This window comes from Flagellimonas algarum, assembly GCF_040513375.1.
In the GTDB taxonomy this organism is placed as follows: domain Bacteria; phylum Bacteroidota; class Bacteroidia; order Flavobacteriales; family Flavobacteriaceae; genus Flagellimonas_B; species Flagellimonas_B algarum.
On the sequence record NZ_JBEVTG010000002.1, the window covers coordinates 853181 to 874557 of the forward strand.

Sequence of the window (21377 nt, forward strand, 5' to 3'; positions counted from 1 at the left end):
CGTTTTTGATAGGTTCGCTTTTTAAACTAGTGTAATCCGCTACTGTTCTAACTGGTAGTGGTTCGATCTACATGCTCAGATTGGATATCCAGCCTGTTTCTTTTAATCAGAAATAAAGAATAGATCAAGCAGGGCAGGACGAGGAGAACGGTTAAGATGCTATTTTCCAATGAGGTGGGATCACTGATCTTTTTTTGGATCGGAATTCCCGCCTTATCTAATTTGGCTGCAAAGTCTATGAGCGTGTGGATAATGATCAAGGGGTATATCCTCTTGGTAAGGAGTAGCACCAGGCCGAAAAGCATTCCGATAAAACCGGCAAAAAACACCTGGGAAATTTCACCGTAGATCCCTTTATCGAACCTGATCAAATGGATCAAGCCAAAAAGGATCGAGGAGATCACTACGGAAACGACAACGCCCTTCTTGGTTCCGGATGACGTCTTTATCAACATGGATTGAACTACCCCCCTAAAACCCAATTCTTCAGAAATACCGACCGAAAGGCAATACAAAAGAAGGATCGCCATATTGCTCCATTGCACCTTTTCATAGAGGTCATCCATAAACAAGGCATTCAATAAGACGAGATAAAGGAGCGGAAACAGCAGGACTCCTTTTTTAGTCATGGGGTCTTGGGTCAGTCCTGCCAAGCCAAGAAGTCCGTTGGCCTTTATGAAATAGCAGGAAACGACAATCATTATCAGATTGATTCCAAACCCTAATAACAGATGTACATTATAATCATCAATAGTCCGCTCCAAAAGGAAATTGACGAAGTATTCCCTTATGAGGACGAGACCGATCAGGATGACCAGGAAAACAAGAAGTTGATTCAGGTGTTTGCGCATCGCGAATAGAAATTCCATTTCCCCACAAAAGAACCGGAATTCCCATACTGAAAGGGTACATAGTATCCAAAGGAACTAATTACCGCTTAGTTTTTTGCGATATGTCGAAGGGGAGTACCCTGTAGATTTTTTAAAAGCCCGGTAAAAACTGGTTTTTGAGGTAAACCCACAATCATAGGCAATCGCGATCAAGGTGTACCGTAAAGCGTCTTTTGAATGCAAGCGTTCTTTGACCTCATTCACCCTATAGGTGTTGATAAAGTCGTAAAAGTTGGTCTCAAGATTGTTATTCAGCAATTCAGAGAGTTTCTTATCTGAAGTCTGCAATAAATCAGCGGTCTTTTTCAAGGTCAGCTGCTCATCCAAATAGGGCTTGTCATTCTTGAAAATAGCATAAAGCCGTTCTTTTAGCCCTTCAATTTCATTTGATGTCAATCTAGACCTTTGGTACGGTTTTTTAACGTTTCCCTTGGTCGGCCCTATGTCCAATTGGTCATCCTCAATGAAGATTTTCGATTGATTAAACCCGTAATACCCTAGATAAGTGAGCAAAAGTGTCACGAGTAACAAACTAAAAATGTAACTGTAATAATTGAGTTCAAAATCAAAGATCAACTCAATGATCATGGTGCAGAAGTAGATAAGGCTGGTAGCGAAAATCCCTAAAATCAAATTTCGAATCCACAAAAAGTCCTGTTGATCGAACGTCGAGAAATTTGACTTATAAATAGTTCGATAGTTACGAAACAGATAAAATGAATAGGCCAAATAAGCCATCAAATACAATTGTGCCACCAACAATTGCAACGCTAACGAATCTTGTAAAAATGCCACATATCGAATGAATACGGAGTCATCTATTGCATGAAGAAGTATAGGCAAAGAAACAAGAAGGAGGTATACAACCGGAATGATGAAATGGATGGTAAAGTTGCTATGCAAACCTTCCTTACTGACAAAAACATACCGGATATAAAGCAGGATCAGAGGACCAATGAACCACTCTATGCCATCCTGAAAAACGAAAGTCAGTAAAGCTATCGTTGTTAATCCATTAAGGGTCGCATAGGTATTGAGAATCAAAAAGAAGATCAGAAAAAAGATACAGATCAAGACTCGGTTGTGATTCGATGACCGATCTTTTTTTATTAATTGAAAAAGAAGAATTGAGTTAATGACAATTCCCGCGACAAGAAAGAAATGGACTTCCGTACCCATTGGTTGAAGTTAAAAAAATTGACGTATTCAAAAACCACCCTTTCAATGAACTTTGCGGTTCGCTTCATCCATCATGCAATTACCATCCGTTTTATAGCATATCTAAAGCCATTATGAAGAAAAAAAGACCTCCAAAAACGGTATCGTTCTAAGGAAGTCTTTATCGCTTTAGCCTGTCGGGATGACTGGATTCGAACCAGCGACCACGCGCACCCCATGCGCGTACGCTACCAGACTGCGCCACATCCCGCGCAATTCGCGACTGCAAAAATAGTAATTGTTATCAAATTCGATCATAGGAATTCCGACATATTTCCCCTTTCCCTCGAATGCCCCTTCAAAGCGCTAACATCCTGTTAAGATGATTGCCGAGAACCCCTCGATTCGCTACTTTCGTTGCCGAGCGAACTTTTTGTCAACCCAACCGATTTTCATGAAACGACTCCTCCCTGCCCTATTGATCATCATGCTGTTTTGCAGCCACGACATGTTTTTAAAACTGGAAGGCTTCTTCTTGCAACCCCAGGCCCAAGCCGAGGTGCAATTGTTCAACGGCACTTTTGAAAAGAGTGAGAACGTCATCGATCGCGATCGTATGATCGATATGAGTCTGGTCGGTAACGGCCAACGCATCGCGGTTGACAGCGCCCAATGGTTCGAAAAAGACAGCACTACCTTTTTACGTTTCACCACGGGCGATGCAGGAACCTGGGTGGCCGGGGTGTCGACCAAACCCCGATTGATCGAATTGGCGGCCCCCGATTTCAACGGGTATCTCGAACACGATGGGATCATCGACATGCTCGAGCAACGCAAAAACAACAATACGCTGGACCAAGATGCCATAGAGCGGTATTCCAAACACGTCAAAACGCTATTCCAAGTCGGCGACCAATTGTCTGACGATTGGAAGACCGTACTCGGATATCCCATCGAGTTCGTCCCGCAAGGCAACCCGTATGACCTGCATCCGGGCCATTCCCTAAAGGTGACCTTGTTGTTGGAGGGCCAGCCCCTGGCCGATCAACTGGTGTATGTGGGCCATCAACCGACCCACGGACATACCCATAACGGCCAGCATACCCATGACGATGGCACGACCCATTCCCATAATGAAAACACGGATCATGGTCATTCACACGAGGGGGTTCGACAACTTCGTACTGACGATAATGGGCAGGTTGAGCTAGACATCGATGCGGGCGGGGTATGGTACTTGCGCACCATCCATTTGGTGACCGTTGAAGAAGCGGGACTTACCCATGAATCGAATTGGGCGACCTTGACTTTTGCCGTGGGCGAAGGTCATGCCCATGAACATGACACCGAGACCCACCACCACCATGAAGAGGGCTTGGCCTCGTATTGGTATTGGATCGGCAGTGTCATGCTGATCATCCTATTCTTTGTTGGGTTCAACCGTAAGAAGAAATAAGCCGAAACCCATGTTCAAAATCAACCGGAACCTACCCACCCTGTTGTTGTTGCTACTGCCTTTAGGGCTGTTGGCCCATGATGTAAGCGGGGCCGACCGCCAGACCTTGTTGGATGGGGGCCTTTGGGCCTATCTATGGGTCGGGGCCAAACATATGGTCACCGGCTACGACCACCTGCTGTTCTTGGTCGGGGTCATCTTCTACCTCTCGGGCTTCAAAGACATCGTCAAGTTCATCACGGTGTTCACCATTGGGCACAGCATCACCTTGACCGGGGCGACCTATTTGGGGATCCAAGTCAATGAACATCTCGTCGACGCGGTCATCGGGCTGAGTGTGTTGTATAAGGGTTTTGAGAATCTAGGGGGGTTCAAAAAATGCTTCGGTGTCGATTCACCGAACCTTCTTCTCATGGTGTTCCTTTTTGGACTGATCCATGGGATGGGCCTATCGACACGACTGCAATCCTTCGATATCGGGGAAGCCGATTTTCTAGGCCGTATCTTAAGTTTTAACCTAGGTGTCGAACTCGGGCAGGTCGCGGTACTGATACCGGTTATTTTCTTCATCCAACAATGGCGGAAACGAGATAGTTATGAAGCTTTTTACAAAGCAGTCAACCTCTACTTGGTCATCGCCGGGGTCGCCTTAACGGCCTATCAGATCTGGCAGTATGCCCATGGTGCGCATTGATTCCTACCCCATCTTAGGGTACATACTATGGAATTCGTTTGGTTCGGAAATTGGGCACCGCCTTATTTCCCGGATAGGAATTCATGGATTTCGTGAAACAGCGCTTCTCGGGCTTCCGCTGAATCATTCGACGGATTGAACATAAAATAACTGATGGTCTGCTCGTGGCAGAATTCATCTAAGTTCTGGCCCTTCCATGCACCGTAGCTCATCAATAAGGTCGTGTAATCGATTTTGTACGGTTTGTTTTCCGACGAAAGTCCGCTGAGTATCAAACTTAACTTCAATAAGGAGGTTTCATCAAGCGCCGATTCGGCATCAAACAAAAAAGAAGGAATGTGAGGTGGGGTCTTTTTGTTCATCTAAGGTATTAAGGTATAAAGGATGGAAGCGCCGAAGCGCTTGCATAACAAAATAAACCAATAAAAGCATGCCATGTTCAGTTGCGCCAATGAACCGTCATTTTTTTATGTTGAATGGTTTAATTCTAGATTTAAAAGGTGTAAGCTCACGCCATGTACCAACTTAAAACGGTATTAACGGTACAAGGTAAAGTGACCTACGAACTGTTGCTGCTCTTGATCATTGGCGTTGACCACGTACCAATAGTCCCCAGTCGGTAGCGGTTGTCCTTCGTAGGTTCCGTCCCAGCCCTTGACTTCGTCCAAAATGGCCACTACCCGACCGTAACGGTCATAGATCTTGACTTCGATGTTGGGGAAGAATTCGCTGTTCTCCGGAAACCAAAGATCGTTCAGATTATCCCCGTCGGGAGTAAAGAAGTCGGGGAACTCGGGCATCCCTTCAAAGTTGAACGGCATGACCAGATTGGCCACACAACCGTTTTGGTCGCGAACCATGATCTCAATGGTCGAATCGAAATTGATATTAAAAATGTTCACATCGCCGAACGACTCCCCTTGAAAGAAGTATTCATAGCCACCGAAACCTCCGGTAGCGATGGCGGTGATTTCATTAGGGCCGGTTTTTTCGGCCTCTAATACCAGGGGTTCATAGGCGTCAATCTCAAACTCGGCCATGGTGATACATCCATTTTGGTGGTATACATACACGATATGCGGACCTGGTGCCAAATCGCCGAATACCCGGGTATCGTTGGCCATGGTAATATCATCGACATCCAAAGAGAACAGCAGTTCCGGGATCAGGTTGGTCTGGGTGATCTCGATGGTCGTCGTACTGTTCGGGAAAATGCCATCACAGCCATAAGTGACTACGGGTTCGGCCATCAAATCGATCCCGATTCCGACCTCAACGACCACATTGGTTTCACAGCCTGCGGCATCGCGAACGAAAATCACATAAGTCTCCCCACCCAATAGGTTATCAAAGAACAAGGCATCGTTTTGCACGAAATCAGCATCTTCGGCAGAATTGACACTGGTGTAGTAGGGTGCCGTTCCTCCCATAACCTGGAGGGTCACCGTACCATCACCATCTCCCAAACAGGTTTCCGGGGTGGCATCGGCAATACCCGCAACCAGTTCCATAGGTTGGTCGATCACCACAGTCTGTGTGATCGTACACCCGAGTTCATCTTGGATGATGATATCGTATTGTCGCGGTGCCAGGTCATCAAAAGTCTTCCTATTCGGATTGCTAGGATCGTCGCCTTCAAAGAACTCACTCAAAGTATCTGAGATAGAATAACGGATCACTCCGGTTCCCCCACTGGCTTCCAAGATGATGCGACCATCGGCAGCGCCGAAACAGGTGGCATCCTGAACTTCAAAATAATCCAAGACCAATGGCGGCTTCGGCTCGATCACAATAGGTGGGGAAATGGTCTCACACCCGCCACTTCTTGCAAACACATAATAGGTACCGGCGTCAAGGTTCCTGAAAATCCCGGAATCTTGGAAATCACGGACGGTATTCGCCGGAGTCGGGTTCGGAGGGGTATCCGAACTCAATAGGGCATAGCTGTAGTTGCCAATACCCCCAAAGGCTTCCGAACGGATGATACCCGTTGGTTCATCGGCACAATTGATGATCGCATTGGCCAAATCCAGATTGATCACTAGTGGCGCGGCAGGATCCAAAGAGATTTGGTTCGAACGCTCAAAGGGGCATCCGTTGGAATTCTGTACATCGTATTGGAACGGTCCGGGGTCGAGGGTGATGTCTTCGGCAATCTCTACGGAGGTAGCCAACGGATCGGTCGTACTAAAAGGCACGAAGGGATCCGCGGTACCCGAACGGCGATAGAAATAGCTTACCCCTAGTTCAGGGTTGGTCACCGTGAGCAACATGCGACCCAAGTCCCCACAACCCGGGGGCTGTAATTCCACCAACTCGGCGATTACGATTTCAGGGTCTTGAACGGTTATCGGAACCGTGGTAAAGCTACAGTTCCATCCGTCGAAAACGGTGATCGTATAATCACCCGCGGCCAAGTTCTGGAATTGGGGGGTGGTTTGTAACCCACTATCGGTACCATCCGACAAGCGGTTCAATTGGAATAGGTAGTTGCCCACTCCTTGTCCCCCAACAATGTTGAAAGCTTCTATGGCCCCGTTGTTATCGTTGTTACACTGCAATGGGTTGATGACTTGGATGTCGGCCGTAATCGGGGTCGGCAGTGCCAAGTTCAAGGTATTGGTGGCGACACAACCGTTGGCATCCCTGACGTTGACCGTATAGGTGCCGGTCGATAAGCCTGAAAATATAGGGTCGGTATTCGGGAAATCGGTCAAGACGGTCACCCCATCGATATCGATCAATTGGTATTCGAAAGTACCCCAGCCCCCATCACCGGTCGCCGTAATCTCCCCAAGTCCGGGTACATTACAGGTCACATCGGCGGTTTGCAGCAAAGCAACGGTCAGGGCCCTATCGGGCGATCGTACCGTAGTCACATTACTGACCACATCACAAAATGGGGCGTCAAGGGCCTCGACGTGTACGACCAGGTTGCCTGCCGGCAAGCCCGTGATGATCTCAGGGGAATTGATCGGTGCGTTGGTATCAAAACTTCCGGTCACCCCGGTCGAGGTTTCCACTCCGGCATTGTCTCGCGAGAACACCTCATATTGGTACATGCCACTGTAGTTGTTGATCGCAAGGCTGATCTCGCCGTCCATCCCATTGAAACAGGTTACCGGACGGACCTCGGCAATTACGGCCTCTATGGTATTGTACTCGGGCATGTTCACTACAGCGGTCAGGTAGGTACATCCCCCACTTCCTAGATCGGTAACCGCGAAAATATAATCCCCTGGAACCGCGATATCCCAGGTCACCGTATCGGTCCCTCCTGAATTTTGGGCAGGCTCCGAGCCCAAAGGCAAGATCTCGACTTCATAATTTCCAGGGCCTTGATCGATGATGATATCGATCGAACCCGGGCTGACCCCTACCCCCGTAGCATCACAGTTGATCGGATTGACCGCATAACTGAAGGTCAGATCGGTCGGGGCGTTGATATTCACTGTACTGTAGGCTTCACATCCGTTTTGGTCCCTGACGGTGATCAAAATCGATTGGTTGGTACCATTATCGATGATCTCGAAAACATTACTGGTTTGGAAGTTGGTTCCATCGAAGGCCGGCGTACCGTCGTTCATGCTGTAGGTGTAGGGTCCGGTTCCCGTTGCGGTTCCGGATCCATCCCCATTATCATCCACGAAAGCGGTAATGGTGGCCGTACTGAATTGGTTGCTCGCCGGGTTACAAGAAAACTCGGTATTGGCGGTGTTCAGCTGTAGTGCGGTAGGTTCCGAAATCACGATATCGGTCGAGCGATCCGAACAACCACGGTTCGAAACGACTTCCACTTGATAGGTTCCTTGACCCAGATTATCAAAAACGGAAGACCCTTGTGGTCCGGCCACGATGGTCGTGGTAGCCCCATCGTAAAGGATATAACTCAATGGGGTATCGGTATCCGTTCCGGGTTGCAGGTCTACCGAGATGCTGCCGTCATTGGCGCCGTTACAAGTAATCGAGGTACTTGGTGTGGCCACGATGACCGGGGTATCGACCGTCGATACATTGACGATGGCATTGTCGGAACAGAGTGGAATGGTGTTCGAACTCAAGTCGGTCACCAAGATGTCATAATCCCCTGGAGGGATGCTATTGAATACGTTGGAGCTTTGGGGCGCACCGATAGGCAACAAGGTACCTGCGTCGCGCAATTGGAACTCGAAATTACCACTACCTCCGGTCGTGTTTACCGTGATCACTCCGTCGCCCGCATTACAGGTCGGTACGGAAGTGGCATCAGCGGTAATCGAGAAAAAGTCAAAGACCTCGGCAGTGATGGTAGCGGTACAACCATTGCCATCGCGAATGGTGATCAAGTAACTTCCCGGATTCGGCACTACGAAATTCGGACTGTCTTGGAAACCGCTTCCGATGTCATATTGGAAGGTGGTTTCGGGTGCCGGACCACTGGTCAAGGGAGCGGTCACATTGATTTGATAACCACTGGTCGCGGTACACTGATTGATCACGTCGATCGTCGGGCTAGGCACCCCGGCGCTTTCGGTTACCGTTGCGGTGACCATATTGGTACATCCACTGGCATCTTCGATATAGAAGTCATAGGTCGTGGGGTACGGACCGGCAATCTCAAAACTCGTATCCGCAGCAAAGGTCGTCGGTGCGGGATCCCCGGTAGGGACATAGGCAAAACTGTAGGGTGCGGTACCTCCAAATCCACGAACGGTAATCAAGGCATTCGAATTACAGGTAGCCGCAATATTGGCATCGATCGCAATGCCCGGAATATCTTGGGTGATCAACACCAATTCGCTGGCACTACAGCCGGTATTGTCATCGGTTACGATGATCTGGTAGTTCGCCGGCGGCAAATTGGTGAAGGTTCCGTTGTATGGGATCGGTTCATTGGTCAAGGAAGTCGGTCCCGAAACCGTTGCGCCGGTATCGGTATTCTCCAAGGTGATCGTGATATCGGCCGGACTCGGGGCAATACCGGTCACTTGGTAGTTGATCTCACCTGTGCCTGCAATATCACAGGAAGCGAAGGTGGAAGTTGCGGTTACATCGATCGGGCTCGGTGGGGTAATCGGATCAATCTGTTCGATATAGATACAACCCAGCGCGTCACGAACCTCAACGAAGTAGGTCACCCCGAAAGTGACCACAGCTGAAAAGTCGTGAATATCGATACCATTGACATTGGCCAAAACAAAGGTAGGGTCACCGACCAATCGGAATTCGTATGGAGCCGTTCCGCCAACTGCTTGTACCCGATACGAAATAAAGGGATCGGAACAATTCGCAGGAGGGGCATCCAATGGAATCAGGTCCAATTGGTTTTGTTCGATAACGGCCACATCACGGTCTTCACAGCCAGAGGCGTCACGGGTGACCACGGTATAGCTTCCCTCCGCCAAACCAGCGAAATTCTCAGATGTACTTGCCGTACCCAAAGAAGAGGCGACCAAGGTTCCTGAAAGATCGTAAACCTCATAGTCGAACGGGGCCGTTCCGTTCAAGATATCCGCGGTAATCGAACCCAAAGTCTGTGGCGGGGCCGAACAGGTAGCAGGATTGGCCGTAACATCCGTATCCAGCGGATCGCTGGTCAAAATGGTAGCCGAAATCGGGCTACTGATACAGCCACGGCTATCCCGAATGAAAAAGTTCGAATAGGTACCTGGGGCATAACCGGCAAATACATTTTGATTGCCAAAGGTCGCACCACCATCATTACTGAACTGGTAAGGAGGCACCCCTTGGGTCGTATCCGGGATCAATTCAACGATACCGCTATTCAAATCCCCACACTGGGTGTCGGTGGCAACGGCGGTACCGGCAATGGTTTCTTGGGGGGTAATGGTCACGTCGTTCGAGGTGTTCTCACAGCCTTGCGAATCACGCACCACAAAACGATAAGTCGTATCAGCGGTAATGGATCCGTCATTGGGCACGAAGAAGACGAAACTGTTTCCGGTGATCGGTGCGTTGCTCGTAGTCAAAGTTCCATTAATGTAGACGTCGTAATCGACATAACTGCTTCCTGCAGGATACCCGTTCGAAATATTGACCTGGATTTCCCCATCAGGACCGGAACATTCCAGTTCCCTGATGATGCTTGCATTGGCGATGATCTGGGGCGCGATGGTCGCCGTGACGGTATCACGACAATCGTTGGCATCGACCACTTCGATCGTATAGGTGCCGGGAGTAAGACCGGTAAAACTATTGCTAGCACCGAGTGGGCCACCATTGATACGGTATTCGTATGGGGCCGACCCGGAGGTAGCATTTACGACTAGGGAAGCAGCGTCGAAAGCATCATAACAGAAGTCCGACGCCGCATTGTCCACAGTCAAAACCGGTGTGCTCAAAGCACTAAGGCTGAAGGTATCGGTGACCGTACATCCATTGAGGTCGGTTACCGAAACCGTATAAGTTCCATCTTGTGATAGTCCGGCAAAGACAGGGCTGTTTTGGGGCCCTCGTGTCGAACTATCGGGTTGGGTCAAGGTATAGCGGTTACCACCCCAACCCCCAGAGGTGTTCACGGTCACACTTCCGATATTCCCATTTTGGCAGCTCATGGCACCGACATCCAAAAGATCGATGTTCAAAGCCGCGGCAGGTCCTTCAATAGTCAAGGTAGCCGTATCGGTACAGTTGGTTTCCTCATCGGTTACCGTAATCACATAGCTTCCCGCAGCCAAACCGGTCAAATCAACGGTACCGCTGTTCTGGCCGGTAAAGACCGTTCCGCCATCGATGCTGTAACTGTAAGTGGTATTGAATCCGTCGACCAGGTACCTACCCGTTCCATCGGAATCCCCGAAACAGGTAATGGGACTGATTTGTTGGGCCTGGGCCTCAATGGAGCTGATATCGGTTATGGCGAAGTTTTCATCATACGAACAGCCCGCATTGTCGGTCACCCTGAAGGTATAGGTACCCAATCCGAGTCCGGTAAAGGTATCGTTGGTCCCGTTATTGACCACACTAGCCGCCGGAGCGATAATTTCATAGGTATACGGGGCGACCCCATCGGTTACGGTTAGGGTGACCGAGGCCGTGGTGGTGATGCAATCCAAACTGGATATGGCAAAATCAAGATCGGTGGGTTTGTCCAAAGCGGCGAAAACGATATCAGGCAAAGCTTCTACACATCCATTGGCATCACGCACCAAGGGCGTATAGGTTCCGACACCAAGATTCGTAAAAGTCGTGGTAGCACTAAATCCAGCACCGATACTGAATTCATAGGGCCCTGTACCTCCTGATACCCCATTAATACTGATTTGACCTCCATTTTCATTGGCACAGTCAGGTGTAGCATCCGCAGTGGCGGTGGCATTGATGGTGGTCGGGGTACCGACGGTCGCATTCTGGGCTGGAGTCGTACAGGTGAAGGAATCCTGGGTATACCGGAGCATGATATTATAGCTGCCCGGGGCCAAGTTCGAAAATACGTTACTGACCTGATAGTTGACCCCGTTGTCAATGCTGTATTCGATATTATATCCGAAACCGTTGGTGAGATTGACGATGATTTGGCCGTCATTGGCGCCACCGCAATTCGCATCCATTTCGGTGATGGTAAAAGTGGGCGGGGGGATGTCCTGAACGTCCACCGATCCTGAACGTTGACAGCCGTTGGCATCTTCGACCAAGATGGTATAGGTGCCCGAGGCGGTCACGGCAAAAGTCGCCGTACCGGTATACGGTCCGCTGAAGTTGGTTCCCCCATCCAAACTGTAGCGATACGGGGCGGTCCCTCCTGAGGTGTTCAAGGTCACATCGACCGAGGTGGCCCCACAACCAAAACTATCGGAAGCCGTTGCCGAAACATCCAAGGGGCTGATGCCACTACCGATTTCAATGGGGTCGCTATTGATATCAGTGGTCACCGTAACATCACAGTCATTCGTCTCGACCCGAACGGTATAGACTCCGGAACCGACATTGGCGAAGGTATACGAATCGGCACCATCAGGGCCGAAGGTATCGACCGTAACCCCGTTTTTGATGAAACGATAGGTGTAGAATCCGGGTACGCCCGAAACTTGTACGTCGATACTACCCTGCTCGCCACTACACTGAATATCGTTTTTGGAGACGTCAACCGTCATATCCAAACTGCTCACGGTTACCGTATTCGATGGGAAAAGACAAGCACTGGAAGCCACGTCTTTCAAACGCACCCAAACCATATAATCGCCCGGGGCAGTGATATCGAAATACGGGTCATCCTGGTAGGGCCCAGCAGAAGTATTCAAACTGTACTCATAACCGATAGGAACGTTTGTAATTTCTACCCTACCAGGGTTACCGCATATGATATCCTCAAAAATCAATTGGGGATCCAATGGATTTTGAGTGACTTTGAAATAATAGAATTGTCCTGAATCGACCCGGACCCGATATTCACCAGCAGCGCTGAGATCGTAGGTGGCATTGGTTCCGACCGTATTCCAGGTACAGGAGGTATTGATCGTGGGACAGTCATCGACCACCGTCGGTGCGCAGGTGTTGGGATCCAATTGCTGCCATTCATAGCTTCCCCCCGATTGAGAAAGGGAGATGGTCCGTACATCGCTGGTACCACATAAAAAGAACTTAGCCAGCGTACTACCGTCATTCGGGCATACCACTTCTTCATTCGCACCCTGAATGATCGTCATGAACATGGGTGCGGCTTCGAAAGCCGTATCGAAAGCGGCCGATTGTTCCTCCAAGGACTCGGAAAGCGAGGTTTCGTTTTCCGCCACCTTAGGAAACAACAGCTCTGCTCGAAGAATGGTATTCGAGTGGGTAACCGCCGAAAATACTACAATTGATGAAAACACCAATAGCACGGCATTCAGAAGACGCCTTGTCGGTTTGCTGGGCATAGGTTAAGCTCGGTTATGATAAGAATATCAGATTTGGGACCTCAATATTCTAAAATCGTAATGGTTTGACTTATAGCATTATTTTTTACTTACTTTGAACGCCACTAAGGTGTCATTCAACTAACTTTCTATACATTTTAACGATAAAACTATGAAAAAGTGTGTGATCTATCCCTATTTTTTCGTTGTACTGCTCACCCAAGCCTGCGGACAAAAGACGGATACCAGCATCAACACCCCCGCAACTGTCTCATTTACAGCTAATTTAGTTATCGACGAGCTCGAAAACCCCTGGGGTATGGCCTTTTTGCCCGATGGGACGGTTTTGGTCACTGAAAAGTCGGGGAAACTTTTGCATGTCAAGGCGGGAAAAACCACCGAAATCAAGGGACTACCGGAAGTTAAAGTGCTAGGGCAAGGCGGATTGATGGATATTGAACCCCATCCTGATTTCAAAACCAACAAACTCGTTTACCTTTCCTTCGCTTCTGCAGAAGGGGAAGGGCGTGGGGCAAATACGGCCATCCTTCGTGCCAAACTTGAAAAGGATCGATTGACCCAACAAAAAGTATTGTACAAAGCAGCCCCCAACTCCAGCAAACCCTACCATTTCGGTTCGCGGATCACCTTCGATAATGAAGGGTATCTCTATTTTTCAGTCGGAGACCGGGGCAGTCGCGACAAAAACCCCCAATCGGTCGAACGCGATGGGGGTAAGATCTACCGCTTGCACGATGACGGCCGCATTCCGGAAGACAACCCCTTCTACAAACGTTCCGGGGCCAAAAAAGCCGTGTACAGCTATGGGCATCGCAACCCGCAGGGCCTGTTGAAAAACCCCTTTACCGGCGAGATTTGGGAACATGAACACGGACCTAGGGGCGGTGACGAGATCAACATCATACGAAAAGGCAAAAACTACGGCTGGCCGATCATCACCTACGGCATCAATTATAGCGGAACGCGAATTACCGATGAAACCGCCCGTGAGGGCATGGAACAACCGCTGTATCAGTGGACCCCGTCGATCGCACCTTGTGGAATGGCGTTTGTGGACTCCAACACCTATCCGGACTGGAAAGGCAACTTGCTGGTCGGTTCACTATCCTTCCAATATCTCGAACGATTGGTGCTTGAAAACGGTAAAGTCACCTATCGTGAAAAATTGTTGGATGGGATGGGTCGTGTGCGCAGTGTCGAACAAGCCCCCGACGGCTATATTTATGTCGGTATCGAGGGCAAAGGCATCTACCGTTTGGAACCTAAATAGGAAAGGGGGGCTTTTCCTATACGCGTTTGCCAATGAGTTTCAAATAGGTATGCAATTCGGTTTTCACCTTGGGAAACAGCAAGAGCAAGCCTATGAAATTCGGAAAGACCAAAGCCAAGATCATGGCATCCGAAAATTTGATGACCGCATCCAAGGTTACCGCCGCACCCAAGACGGTAAAAAACAGGAAGAGGATCTTGTAGGTCAAATCGGCCCCCTTCGAACGTCCAAAGAGGTATTTCCATGCTTGCAGGCCATAGTACGACCATGAAATGATGGTCGAAAAGGCAAATAAGACCACGGCTATGGCCAATACATAGGATGACCCGGGAATGGTATTCTCAAAGGCCATGGAAGTGAGGTTCACCCCTCCTACCCGTGTCCCGTCGGCCAATAACACCTGTTGGTTGACCACATCACCGAAAACGAATCCCCCATCGATATTGAACAACACAATGACCAAAGCGGTTATCGTGCAGATGACCACCGTATCGATAAAAGGCTCCAACAAACCTACCAAACCTTCTGAAGCGGCGAAATTGGTGCGTACTGCTGAATGGGCGATGGCCGCGGAACCAGCACCCGCCTCATTCGAAAAAGCGGCCCTTCTGAAGCCTTGGATCATTACACCGATTACCCCACCCACGATGGTTGCCCTCGGTTCGAAGGCCTCTTTAAAGATCAAACCCAAGGCCTGACCCAGCTTATCATAGTTCAACAGCAAGATCGTCAAGGCGGCAAGAACATAAACCCCTGCCATGAACGGAACCACCTTTTCAGTGACCTTGGCGATCCTTTGGATACCCCCGATAATCACAATACCAACGATGAGGGCAAAAAACAAGCCGATCAAACTGCCTGAATTCGGACTGTCAATAGCAAATCTCGAAATGATCTGCGCCGCCGCTTGGTTGGTCTGAAATGCGTTGCCACCCCCCAAGGAAGCGCCGACACAAAGCATGGCGAAGACCATGGCCAATATTTTTCCCAATGAGGCCAACCCCCGTTCTTGAAGCCCTCGCGATAAATAATACATCGGACCCCCGAATACCCGACCACGATCATCGATATCGCGGTATTTGACCCCTAAGGTACATTCGACGAATTTGGTCGACATTCCGAGCAAGCCGGCAATGATCATCCAAAAGGTAGCCCCGGGACCCCCGATCGATATGGCCACGGCCACCATGGCGATGTTGCCTAAGCCTACCGTGCCTGAAACGGCCGTCGCCAAAGCCTGAAAATGGTTGACCTCCCCCCCATGACCGTCAGGACCGATATCCCGTATTTCCAAATAATCGTAATCACCGCGAACGACCCGTAATGCGGTCGGAAATCGACGGATGTTCACAAAACGGAAATAGACCGTAAAAAACAAGGCGCCGGAAAGGAGCAGGATGAGTACGATCGGGATGCCGATGCCAAAGAAACGGAGTTCGGTAAAAACCAGGTTTTCCCACCAAATGGCAAATGGCATAAAGGCTTCATTGAGCCGATCGTCGAATCCTAGTGTGTTTTCTGAAAGTTGTACGGCAAATGCGGAGACCATCATAGCGCGGGCTTTTGAATTTCCGGCAAATTGCCTTGAGCTTGTCGGAAACCCCCAAGATGTCAGAAGAAATATGGAATTGTCAGTAACCCGCTTTCCGACAATTCACGCTAAAGCCCCTAAAAATGGATGTTTTCGGGCAAAACACGCAATCGGATTTTTCGTTCGCGTTTTTTAGACAACTCGAACATCGCCTCCTTAAACGGCTCCAAATGTTGTTCATTGGTCCAATTCCCCTTCCCGAAGATGCCATCGAGCAGGGCCAAGAGCAACCGCCGGATTTCATTGTAATCGGCAATATCATAGGTTTTGTCAGGGACGGGATTGTTCTTTGGACGGATTTCCAACCAGGAGCTTGAATCCTCCTTTCGGTTCTTAGCGAACTGCGACAACAAACCATACTGCGTCGCCGTCAATTTCACCATTCGAAGCGAAGCGCCCGAAAACCCTCCTATGGCTACCTTATGGGCAACTTTGTCGTGTACCCGTTTGCGTTGCAAGGCCAAGGAGATGCGATCAAAACCCGGAATGGTGTTTTCGGACAACTCCTTCACCCAACTCAGCGCAAGGGCAAAGAAGATCATGATCAAGCAGGTCTTGAAAATGGCCGAAAACAAGGTCAAATTGATGACCGAACCCGTCAATTTGTAAAACTGGGCCAACAAGGTGATGCCGATACAGACCAGCGATAAATAGGCCAAAGCGGTCAAACGGCGTCGCGAAAAAGACTGCCAAAGCACCGCTCCCAAAAACACCAAGGTCAATACTGCATAGTACACATCCAGTTCCGCGTTCGACAGGTCGCTTCCCATCACCATGCTCCTTAAGGTCGGCAGCAAGGAAAACAAAAAGGGCAAGCCGACGATCAACAGCCAATATTTCGATTGGATGATCGGTGACAATAATTTGGGCAAATACCGAAACCAAGGCAGGGCCAACAAGATAAAAAGGCTGTTGAACAACGAAAGGATGCTACGCGAACCGTTGGCCAAAGCACTACCGGACGAACCGTTGGAAACGAATAGCACCTCGGCCAAGCCTGAAATGCTCCAGCAGAGGATCGAGAGCGCCAGCCACACTTGCCCCAAATCGTTTTGGCGTCTGCCGATATGCCACCATATCGATACTAAGGCAATAAAAGCGAACAGACAGGTGCCGAATTGCCACCAGCCATAAAACAAGACGGTTTCAGAGGTGGTGTACAAGAGTGGTATTTGGGTCAGGGTCACAGTGGGCATGGCTACCCAAATATAACCATAATCAATGGTTGGGGTCAAAGGAGGGCCTTGACCTTTTTCGCTTTCTTCGAAACCGAATTCCGGGGGTCATTTTCCAAGCGATCTAAATGGGGCACCAGCCAAATGGCGAGATTTTGGTCTTTCTTCGCCCATCGGCTAAGGGTCTCCATGGTCTGACAAAGCACGATCCAGTCGGTATGCCCGGCCAAATTGTTTTTCATGATCTCTTGGACTTTCTCCCGTTGCCCGGCATCCAACTCCTTTTCAAGGAGCAGGAAGAGTTGCGAAAGGGTCCATTGTGTCGATGCCTGGTCGATCTTTGAAATTTCTTCCAAAAAACGATCCACATAAGGTAATAGAAAGCCTATGTCGGCCTTTCCTAAACGCTTCATGGCGTTGGAAACACGAAGGCGTACGACTTCATCTTCGGAAAAATAACAGTTGAATAGTTCCTCGAAGCGGGTGGGATCTTCAAGTACGGATTCGACCACAGCAACGGTATTGCCCAAGGAATTCGGATGCCCTCCGGTCAACTGTAGCTCGAAACCGGACATCAGGAATCCAAGGCTTTATGACTGGCAATGGCAGCGCGTACCGACCCGTGCTCTTGCAAGGCATTTTTTGCTTCGTCATAAGGAATGCCCAGGGCCTCGACCAAATAGCGCGTACCCCGATCGACCAATTTGTTATTGCTCAGTTGCATGTCGACCATCTTGTTCCCTTTGACCCGGCCGATTCGGATCATCAAAGCGGTTGAAATCATGTTCAAGACCAATTTCTGACTGGTTCCGCTCTTCATCCGGGTGCTTCCAGTGACGAATTCAGGGCCTACATCGACGGCAATCGGGATGGTCGCGGCTTCGGCCAAAGGAGAACCGGGATTGTTCGTGATACCCGCCGTCAACAGGCCATGCTCTTGGGCATCCTTGACCCCGCCGAGCACATAGGGGGTGGTTCCGGACGCCGCAATGCCGACGACCACGTCATTTTCGGTCATGTGATAAACCGATAAGTCTTTCCAAGCTTGCAGCGTATTGTCTTCAGCAAATTCAACGGCCTTTCGAATAGCACCATCCCCTCCTGCGATCAAACCGATGACCCGATCATGGGGCATGCCAAAAGTCGGGGGGATTTCAGAGGCATCCAAGATGCCCAACCGGCCGCTGGTTCCCGCTCCGATGTAGAAAAGGCGACCGCCTTGTTCGAAACGGGGCACGAGTTCTTCAACGAGTCGCTCGATCTGTGGAATCACTTTTTTTACCGCAAGGGCCACTTGCTGGTCTTCTTGGTTCATCTGGGTCAACAACTGGGCGGTAGAGGCCAATTCCAGGTCGTCATGATTGGAGGCTTGCTCGGTAATTTTCGTAAAGGCACTCATTTATAATAAGGTAATTTCTTGGTTCTTAAATGCGCCCAACAAGGGGTGTTCGGGCTCCAACTCGGTCACAAGGGTGTCGATTTCGGTGATATCACAGGTTTTATAGCGGTGTTGTGAATTCAACTTTTCCGAAATACTGAGCAAGACCGATTTCTTAGAGGCTTTGATCACGGCCTTTTTAGTCTGGACAATGTCCCAATCGAATTCGGTCAAACCAAAATTGGCATCGACATATCCGGTTCCGATAAAGCCATAATCGACCTTGATCTGCGATAAGTTGTGTATGGTATTGGCCCCAATCGTAATCTGGGAATCCTTGGAAAGGACCCCGCCGATGAATATGGTCTCCACATTGGGCTTGTTCAATAATTCCATCGCCACGGGCAGACTGAGGGTAAAACAGGTCAGGGATAAATGGATCGGAAGGGCTCGGGCCAATTCCAGGCAAGTGGTGCCCCCATCGATCAAGATAACGCTGTTGTCGTTGATCATTGCAACCGCTTTTTCAGCTATGGTCGTCTTCTCATCAAGGGCATAGACGTTATTGCGGACGGGACTCAAGTTGGCAAAACCGAGAGAGACCGCTCCACCATGTACTTTACGCAGGCGTTTGTCGGCATCGAGTTCCTTGACATCCCTTCTTGCCGTATCGATCGACACATCCAGCTTCTCGGCAATATCGGTCAACAACACCCGGTTGTGTAATTCGACCTCATTCAAAATGATGCGTTGGCGTTCTTCTTTAAGCATGGGTACAGTGATTCGATCGCAAAGATAGGCAAATCCTCCAAATGCCGTTTTCTACGTTTTTAGTTTAAATAATTGTTATTAAAAGCAAAATATTGCATTAATAAAAGCATAAAACAGCAAATGTTGCCGTTTTATGCCTATATTTGCCCCGTAATAATTTGCAATCTATCCAAAAATGACACAAAGTTTTGCTGAAACCCAACCCCTGTTAGACCCTCAGAACGAAGAGGTGAAAAAATTCGAAAAGGTACGCACGATGGTCCATGCGGATTCGGAAAGCGCTTCCTTCTATGTGGCCAATGAAATCGCCAACCTCATCCGTCAACGTCAAGGACAAGGTAAAATGGCGGTCCTAGGCCTGGCTACCGGTTCGACCCCGACCAAGGTATATGACTTCTTGGTAAAGTTCCATAAAGAAGAAGGCTTGAGTTTTCAAAATGTGGTCACCTTCAACTTGGATGAGTATTATCCCATGCAACCGGATTCCATCCACAGCTATGTCCGATTTATGAACGAACACCTTTTCGATCATATCGACATCAAAAAGGAACACGTACACATTCCTGACGGTACGGTTGAAAAAAACGGCATTCGTCAATTCTGTGACGATTACGAACAGAAGATCTTGGAATTCGGGGGTATCGATATCCAAGTTTTGGGAATCGGGCGAACTGGGCATATCGGATTCAACGAACCGGGGTCTTCCCTGAAGAGCAAGACACGCTTGGTACGCTTGGATCGGGTGACCAAACTCGATGCTGCCAGTGACTTCTTTGGGTACGAGAACGTTCCGAACAAGGCGATCACCATGGGGGTCGGTACCATCATGGCCGCCAAACGGATCATCTTGATGGCATGGGGCGAAGGCAAATCGGGCATCATCCAACAATCGGTAGAAGGGGTGATCAAAGAAACCGTGCCGGCCACCTTCCTGCAACATCACAACAACTGTGATTTCATTTTGGATACGGCAGCGGCTTCCATGCTGACCCGGGTACAGACCCCTTGGTTGGTCGGGGAATGCGACTGGAACGATAAACTTATCAAAAAGGCGGTCATTTGGTTGTCGGAACGCCTAGGTAAAGCGATCCTCAAACTGACCAATGAAGATTACAATGAATTCGGAATGGGCAACCTGATCGCCGAAATCGGTTCTGCCGAGCAGATCAACCTCAAGGTCTTCAACCAACTACAGGCAACGATTACAGGATGGCCTGGAGGAAAACCCCATGCCGACGATAGCAGGAGGCCTGAACGGGCATTCCCCTACCCCAAAACCTCGATGATTTTCAGTCCCCACCCTGATGACGACGTCATCTCCATGGGCGGCACCTTACTCCGGCTGGTCGATCAAGGCCACCAGGTCCATGTGGCCTATCAGACATCGGGGAATATCGCGGTATTCGATGACGAAGTCATTCGATTTTTGGACTTCGCGACCGACGTGCAACGCGATAACACCCAATTGCAACAACAGCTGGCCGATGTCCGTTCTTTCTTGAACAACAAACAACCCGGTCAAATCGATAGCCCTGAAATCCAAGAATACAAAGGATTGATCCGAAAAGGAGAGGCCTTGGCCGCTTGTCGCTACTGCGGGGTCAAAGAAGAAAACGCCCACTTTTTGAACCTGCCTTTTTATGAAACCGGGGCGGTCAAAAAGAAACCACATTCCGAAGCGGATATCGAAATCACAATGGAGTTGCTCAAAAAAGTGCGGCCCCATCAGATTTTCGCTGCCGGTGACCTTTCCGATCCCCATGGCACCCATAGGGTGTGCCTGCAGATCATTTTCATCGCCTTGGAGCGCTTGTTGGAAGAAGGCGAAACCTGGCTCGACGACTGTTATGTTTGGTTGTACCGAGGGGCCTGGCAAGAATGGGACATCGCCGACATGGAGATGGCCGTTCCGATCGGTCCAAAGGACATGACCCGAAAGCGAAATGCGATTTTCAAACACCAGTCGCAAAAAGACGCCGCGATGTTCCCTGGGAACGACGAACGGGAGTTCTGGCAACGGGCCGAGCAACGGAATTCGGAAACCGCTAACAAATACAATGCCCTGGGCATGGCCGAATACGAAGCCATGGAAGGCTTTGTGCGCTATCACTTCAGCTAAGGCTAAATGAAGTATTTTTA

14 protein-coding genes and 1 tRNA gene are annotated in these 21377 nt (G+C 49.4%); 5 read left to right on the top strand and 10 right to left on the bottom strand.

The genetic code is table 11. The features are described 5' to 3' along the window. Nucleotides 1-47: 47 nt before the first annotated feature. On the bottom strand, nucleotides 48-701 hold the full coding sequence (locus ABV409_RS11150; protein WP_353877670.1) for a CPBP family intramembrane glutamic endopeptidase: 654 nt from the start codon (nucleotides 699-701) through the stop codon (nucleotides 48-50). Nucleotides 702-731: 30 nt separating this feature from the next. On the opposite strand from ABV409_RS11150, the gene ABV409_RS11155 reads away from it, so the two are divergent. Further along, complete coding sequence (locus tag ABV409_RS11155) at nucleotides 732-860, top strand: hypothetical protein (RefSeq protein WP_353877671.1); 129 nt, start codon at nucleotides 732-734, stop codon at nucleotides 858-860. A 66-nt stretch (nucleotides 861-926) separates the two neighbouring features. On the opposite strand, the gene ABV409_RS11160 is transcribed toward ABV409_RS11155, so the two are convergent. Together ABV409_RS11160 and ABV409_RS11165 are read right to left on the bottom strand one after the other, a co-directional pair. After that, nucleotides 927-1286 (bottom strand): helix-turn-helix domain-containing protein, encoded by a 360-nt coding sequence (locus tag ABV409_RS11160; protein WP_353877672.1) that lies wholly within the window; start codon nucleotides 1284-1286, stop codon nucleotides 927-929. Between the two features lie 959 nt (nucleotides 1287-2245). Next, nucleotides 2246-2319: transfer RNA gene (locus tag ABV409_RS11165), tRNA-Pro, on the bottom strand. Nucleotides 2320-2502: 183 nt separating this feature from the next. On the opposite strand from ABV409_RS11165, the gene ABV409_RS11170 reads away from it, so the two are divergent. Next, nucleotides 2503-3504: a DUF4198 domain-containing protein gene (locus tag ABV409_RS11170; protein WP_353877673.1), complete on the top strand. Its 1002-nt coding sequence runs from the start codon at nucleotides 2503-2505 to the stop codon at nucleotides 3502-3504. Between the two features lie 10 nt (nucleotides 3505-3514). After that, nucleotides 3515-4198 (top strand): HupE/UreJ family protein, encoded by a 684-nt coding sequence (locus ABV409_RS11175; RefSeq protein ID WP_353877674.1) that lies wholly within the window; start codon nucleotides 3515-3517, stop codon nucleotides 4196-4198. 62 nt (nucleotides 4199-4260) lie between these two features. Here ABV409_RS11175 and ABV409_RS11180 read toward each other — a convergent pair whose 3' ends face one another. Next, entirely contained in the window at nucleotides 4261-4560 is a 300-nt protein-coding gene (locus ABV409_RS11180) for a hypothetical protein (RefSeq protein WP_353877675.1), read from the bottom strand. A 174-nt stretch (nucleotides 4561-4734) separates the two neighbouring features. After that, on the bottom strand, nucleotides 4735-13053 hold the full coding sequence (locus ABV409_RS11185; RefSeq protein ID WP_353877676.1) for a T9SS type B sorting domain-containing protein: 8319 nt from the start codon (nucleotides 13051-13053) through the stop codon (nucleotides 4735-4737). Between the two features lie 151 nt (nucleotides 13054-13204). Here ABV409_RS11185 and ABV409_RS11190 point away from each other — a divergent pair, with 151 nt between their 5' ends. After that, complete coding sequence (locus ABV409_RS11190; protein WP_353877677.1) at nucleotides 13205-14323, top strand: PQQ-dependent sugar dehydrogenase; 1119 nt, start codon at nucleotides 13205-13207, stop codon at nucleotides 14321-14323. 16 nt (nucleotides 14324-14339) lie between these two features. Here ABV409_RS11190 and ABV409_RS11195 read toward each other — a convergent pair whose 3' ends face one another. The 5 genes from ABV409_RS11195 to ABV409_RS11215 all read right to left on the bottom strand — a co-directional run bounded on the left by ABV409_RS11195 (nucleotide 14340) and on the right by ABV409_RS11215 (nucleotide 19238). After that, nucleotides 14340-15875 carry an alanine/glycine:cation symporter family protein gene (locus ABV409_RS11195; protein ID WP_353877678.1) on the bottom strand — a complete coding sequence of 512 codons (1536 nt, stop codon included), beginning with the start codon at nucleotides 15873-15875 and terminating at the stop codon, nucleotides 14340-14342. A gap of 116 nt (nucleotides 15876-15991) precedes the next feature. Beyond that, nucleotides 15992-17110, bottom strand: coding sequence for a hypothetical protein (locus ABV409_RS11200; protein WP_353877679.1), 1119 nt, complete (start codon nucleotides 17108-17110; stop codon nucleotides 15992-15994). A gap of 35 nt (nucleotides 17111-17145) precedes the next feature. Further along, entirely contained in the window at nucleotides 17146-17664 is a 519-nt protein-coding gene (locus tag ABV409_RS11205) for a hypothetical protein (RefSeq protein ID WP_353877680.1), read from the bottom strand. Continuing rightward, nucleotides 17664-18488, bottom strand: coding sequence for an N-acetylmuramic acid 6-phosphate etherase (gene murQ, locus ABV409_RS11210; protein WP_353877681.1), 825 nt, complete (start codon nucleotides 18486-18488; stop codon nucleotides 17664-17666). The genes ABV409_RS11205 and murQ overlap by 1 nt, the downstream gene beginning before the upstream one ends. Beyond that, on the bottom strand, nucleotides 18489-19238 hold the full coding sequence (locus tag ABV409_RS11215) for a DeoR/GlpR family DNA-binding transcription regulator (RefSeq protein WP_353877682.1): 750 nt from the start codon (nucleotides 19236-19238) through the stop codon (nucleotides 18489-18491). Nucleotides 19239-19413: 175 nt separating this feature from the next. Here ABV409_RS11215 and nagB point away from each other — a divergent pair, with 175 nt between their 5' ends. After that, nucleotides 19414-21357, top strand: coding sequence for a glucosamine-6-phosphate deaminase (nagB, locus tag ABV409_RS11220; protein WP_353877683.1), 1944 nt, complete (start codon nucleotides 19414-19416; stop codon nucleotides 21355-21357). The last annotated feature ends 20 nt before the right edge of the window (nucleotides 21358-21377 follow it).

Coding starts and splice junctions, on each gene's coding strand:
- ABV409_RS11150 (WP_353877670.1), bottom strand. CDS start 701: ATGATTGTCGTTTCCTGCTATTTCATAAAGGCCAACGGACTTCTTGGC.
- ABV409_RS11155 (WP_353877671.1), top strand. CDS start 732: ATGTACATTATAATCATCAATAGTCCGCTCCAAAAGGAAATTGACGAA.
- ABV409_RS11170 (WP_353877673.1), top strand. CDS start 2,503: ATGAAACGACTCCTCCCTGCCCTATTGATCATCATGCTGTTTTGCAGC.
- ABV409_RS11175 (WP_353877674.1), top strand. CDS start 3,515: ATGTTCAAAATCAACCGGAACCTACCCACCCTGTTGTTGTTGCTACTG.
- ABV409_RS11180 (WP_353877675.1), bottom strand. CDS start 4,560: ATGAACAAAAAGACCCCACCTCACATTCCTTCTTTTTTGTTTGATGCC.
- ABV409_RS11185 (WP_353877676.1), bottom strand. CDS start 13,053: ATGCCCAGCAAACCGACAAGGCGTCTTCTGAATGCCGTGCTATTGGTG.
- ABV409_RS11190 (WP_353877677.1), top strand. CDS start 13,205: ATGAAAAAGTGTGTGATCTATCCCTATTTTTTCGTTGTACTGCTCACC.
- ABV409_RS11195 (WP_353877678.1), bottom strand. CDS start 15,875: ATGATGGTCTCCGCATTTGCCGTACAACTTTCAGAAAACACACTAGGA.
- ABV409_RS11200 (WP_353877679.1), bottom strand. CDS start 17,110: ATGCCCACTGTGACCCTGACCCAAATACCACTCTTGTACACCACCTCT.
- ABV409_RS11205 (WP_353877680.1), bottom strand. CDS start 17,664: ATGTCCGGTTTCGAGCTACAGTTGACCGGAGGGCATCCGAATTCCTTG.
- murQ (WP_353877681.1), bottom strand. CDS start 18,488: ATGAGTGCCTTTACGAAAATTACCGAGCAAGCCTCCAATCATGACGAC.
- ABV409_RS11215 (WP_353877682.1), bottom strand. CDS start 19,238: ATGCTTAAAGAAGAACGCCAACGCATCATTTTGAATGAGGTCGAATTA.
- nagB (WP_353877683.1), top strand. CDS start 19,414: ATGACACAAAGTTTTGCTGAAACCCAACCCCTGTTAGACCCTCAGAAC.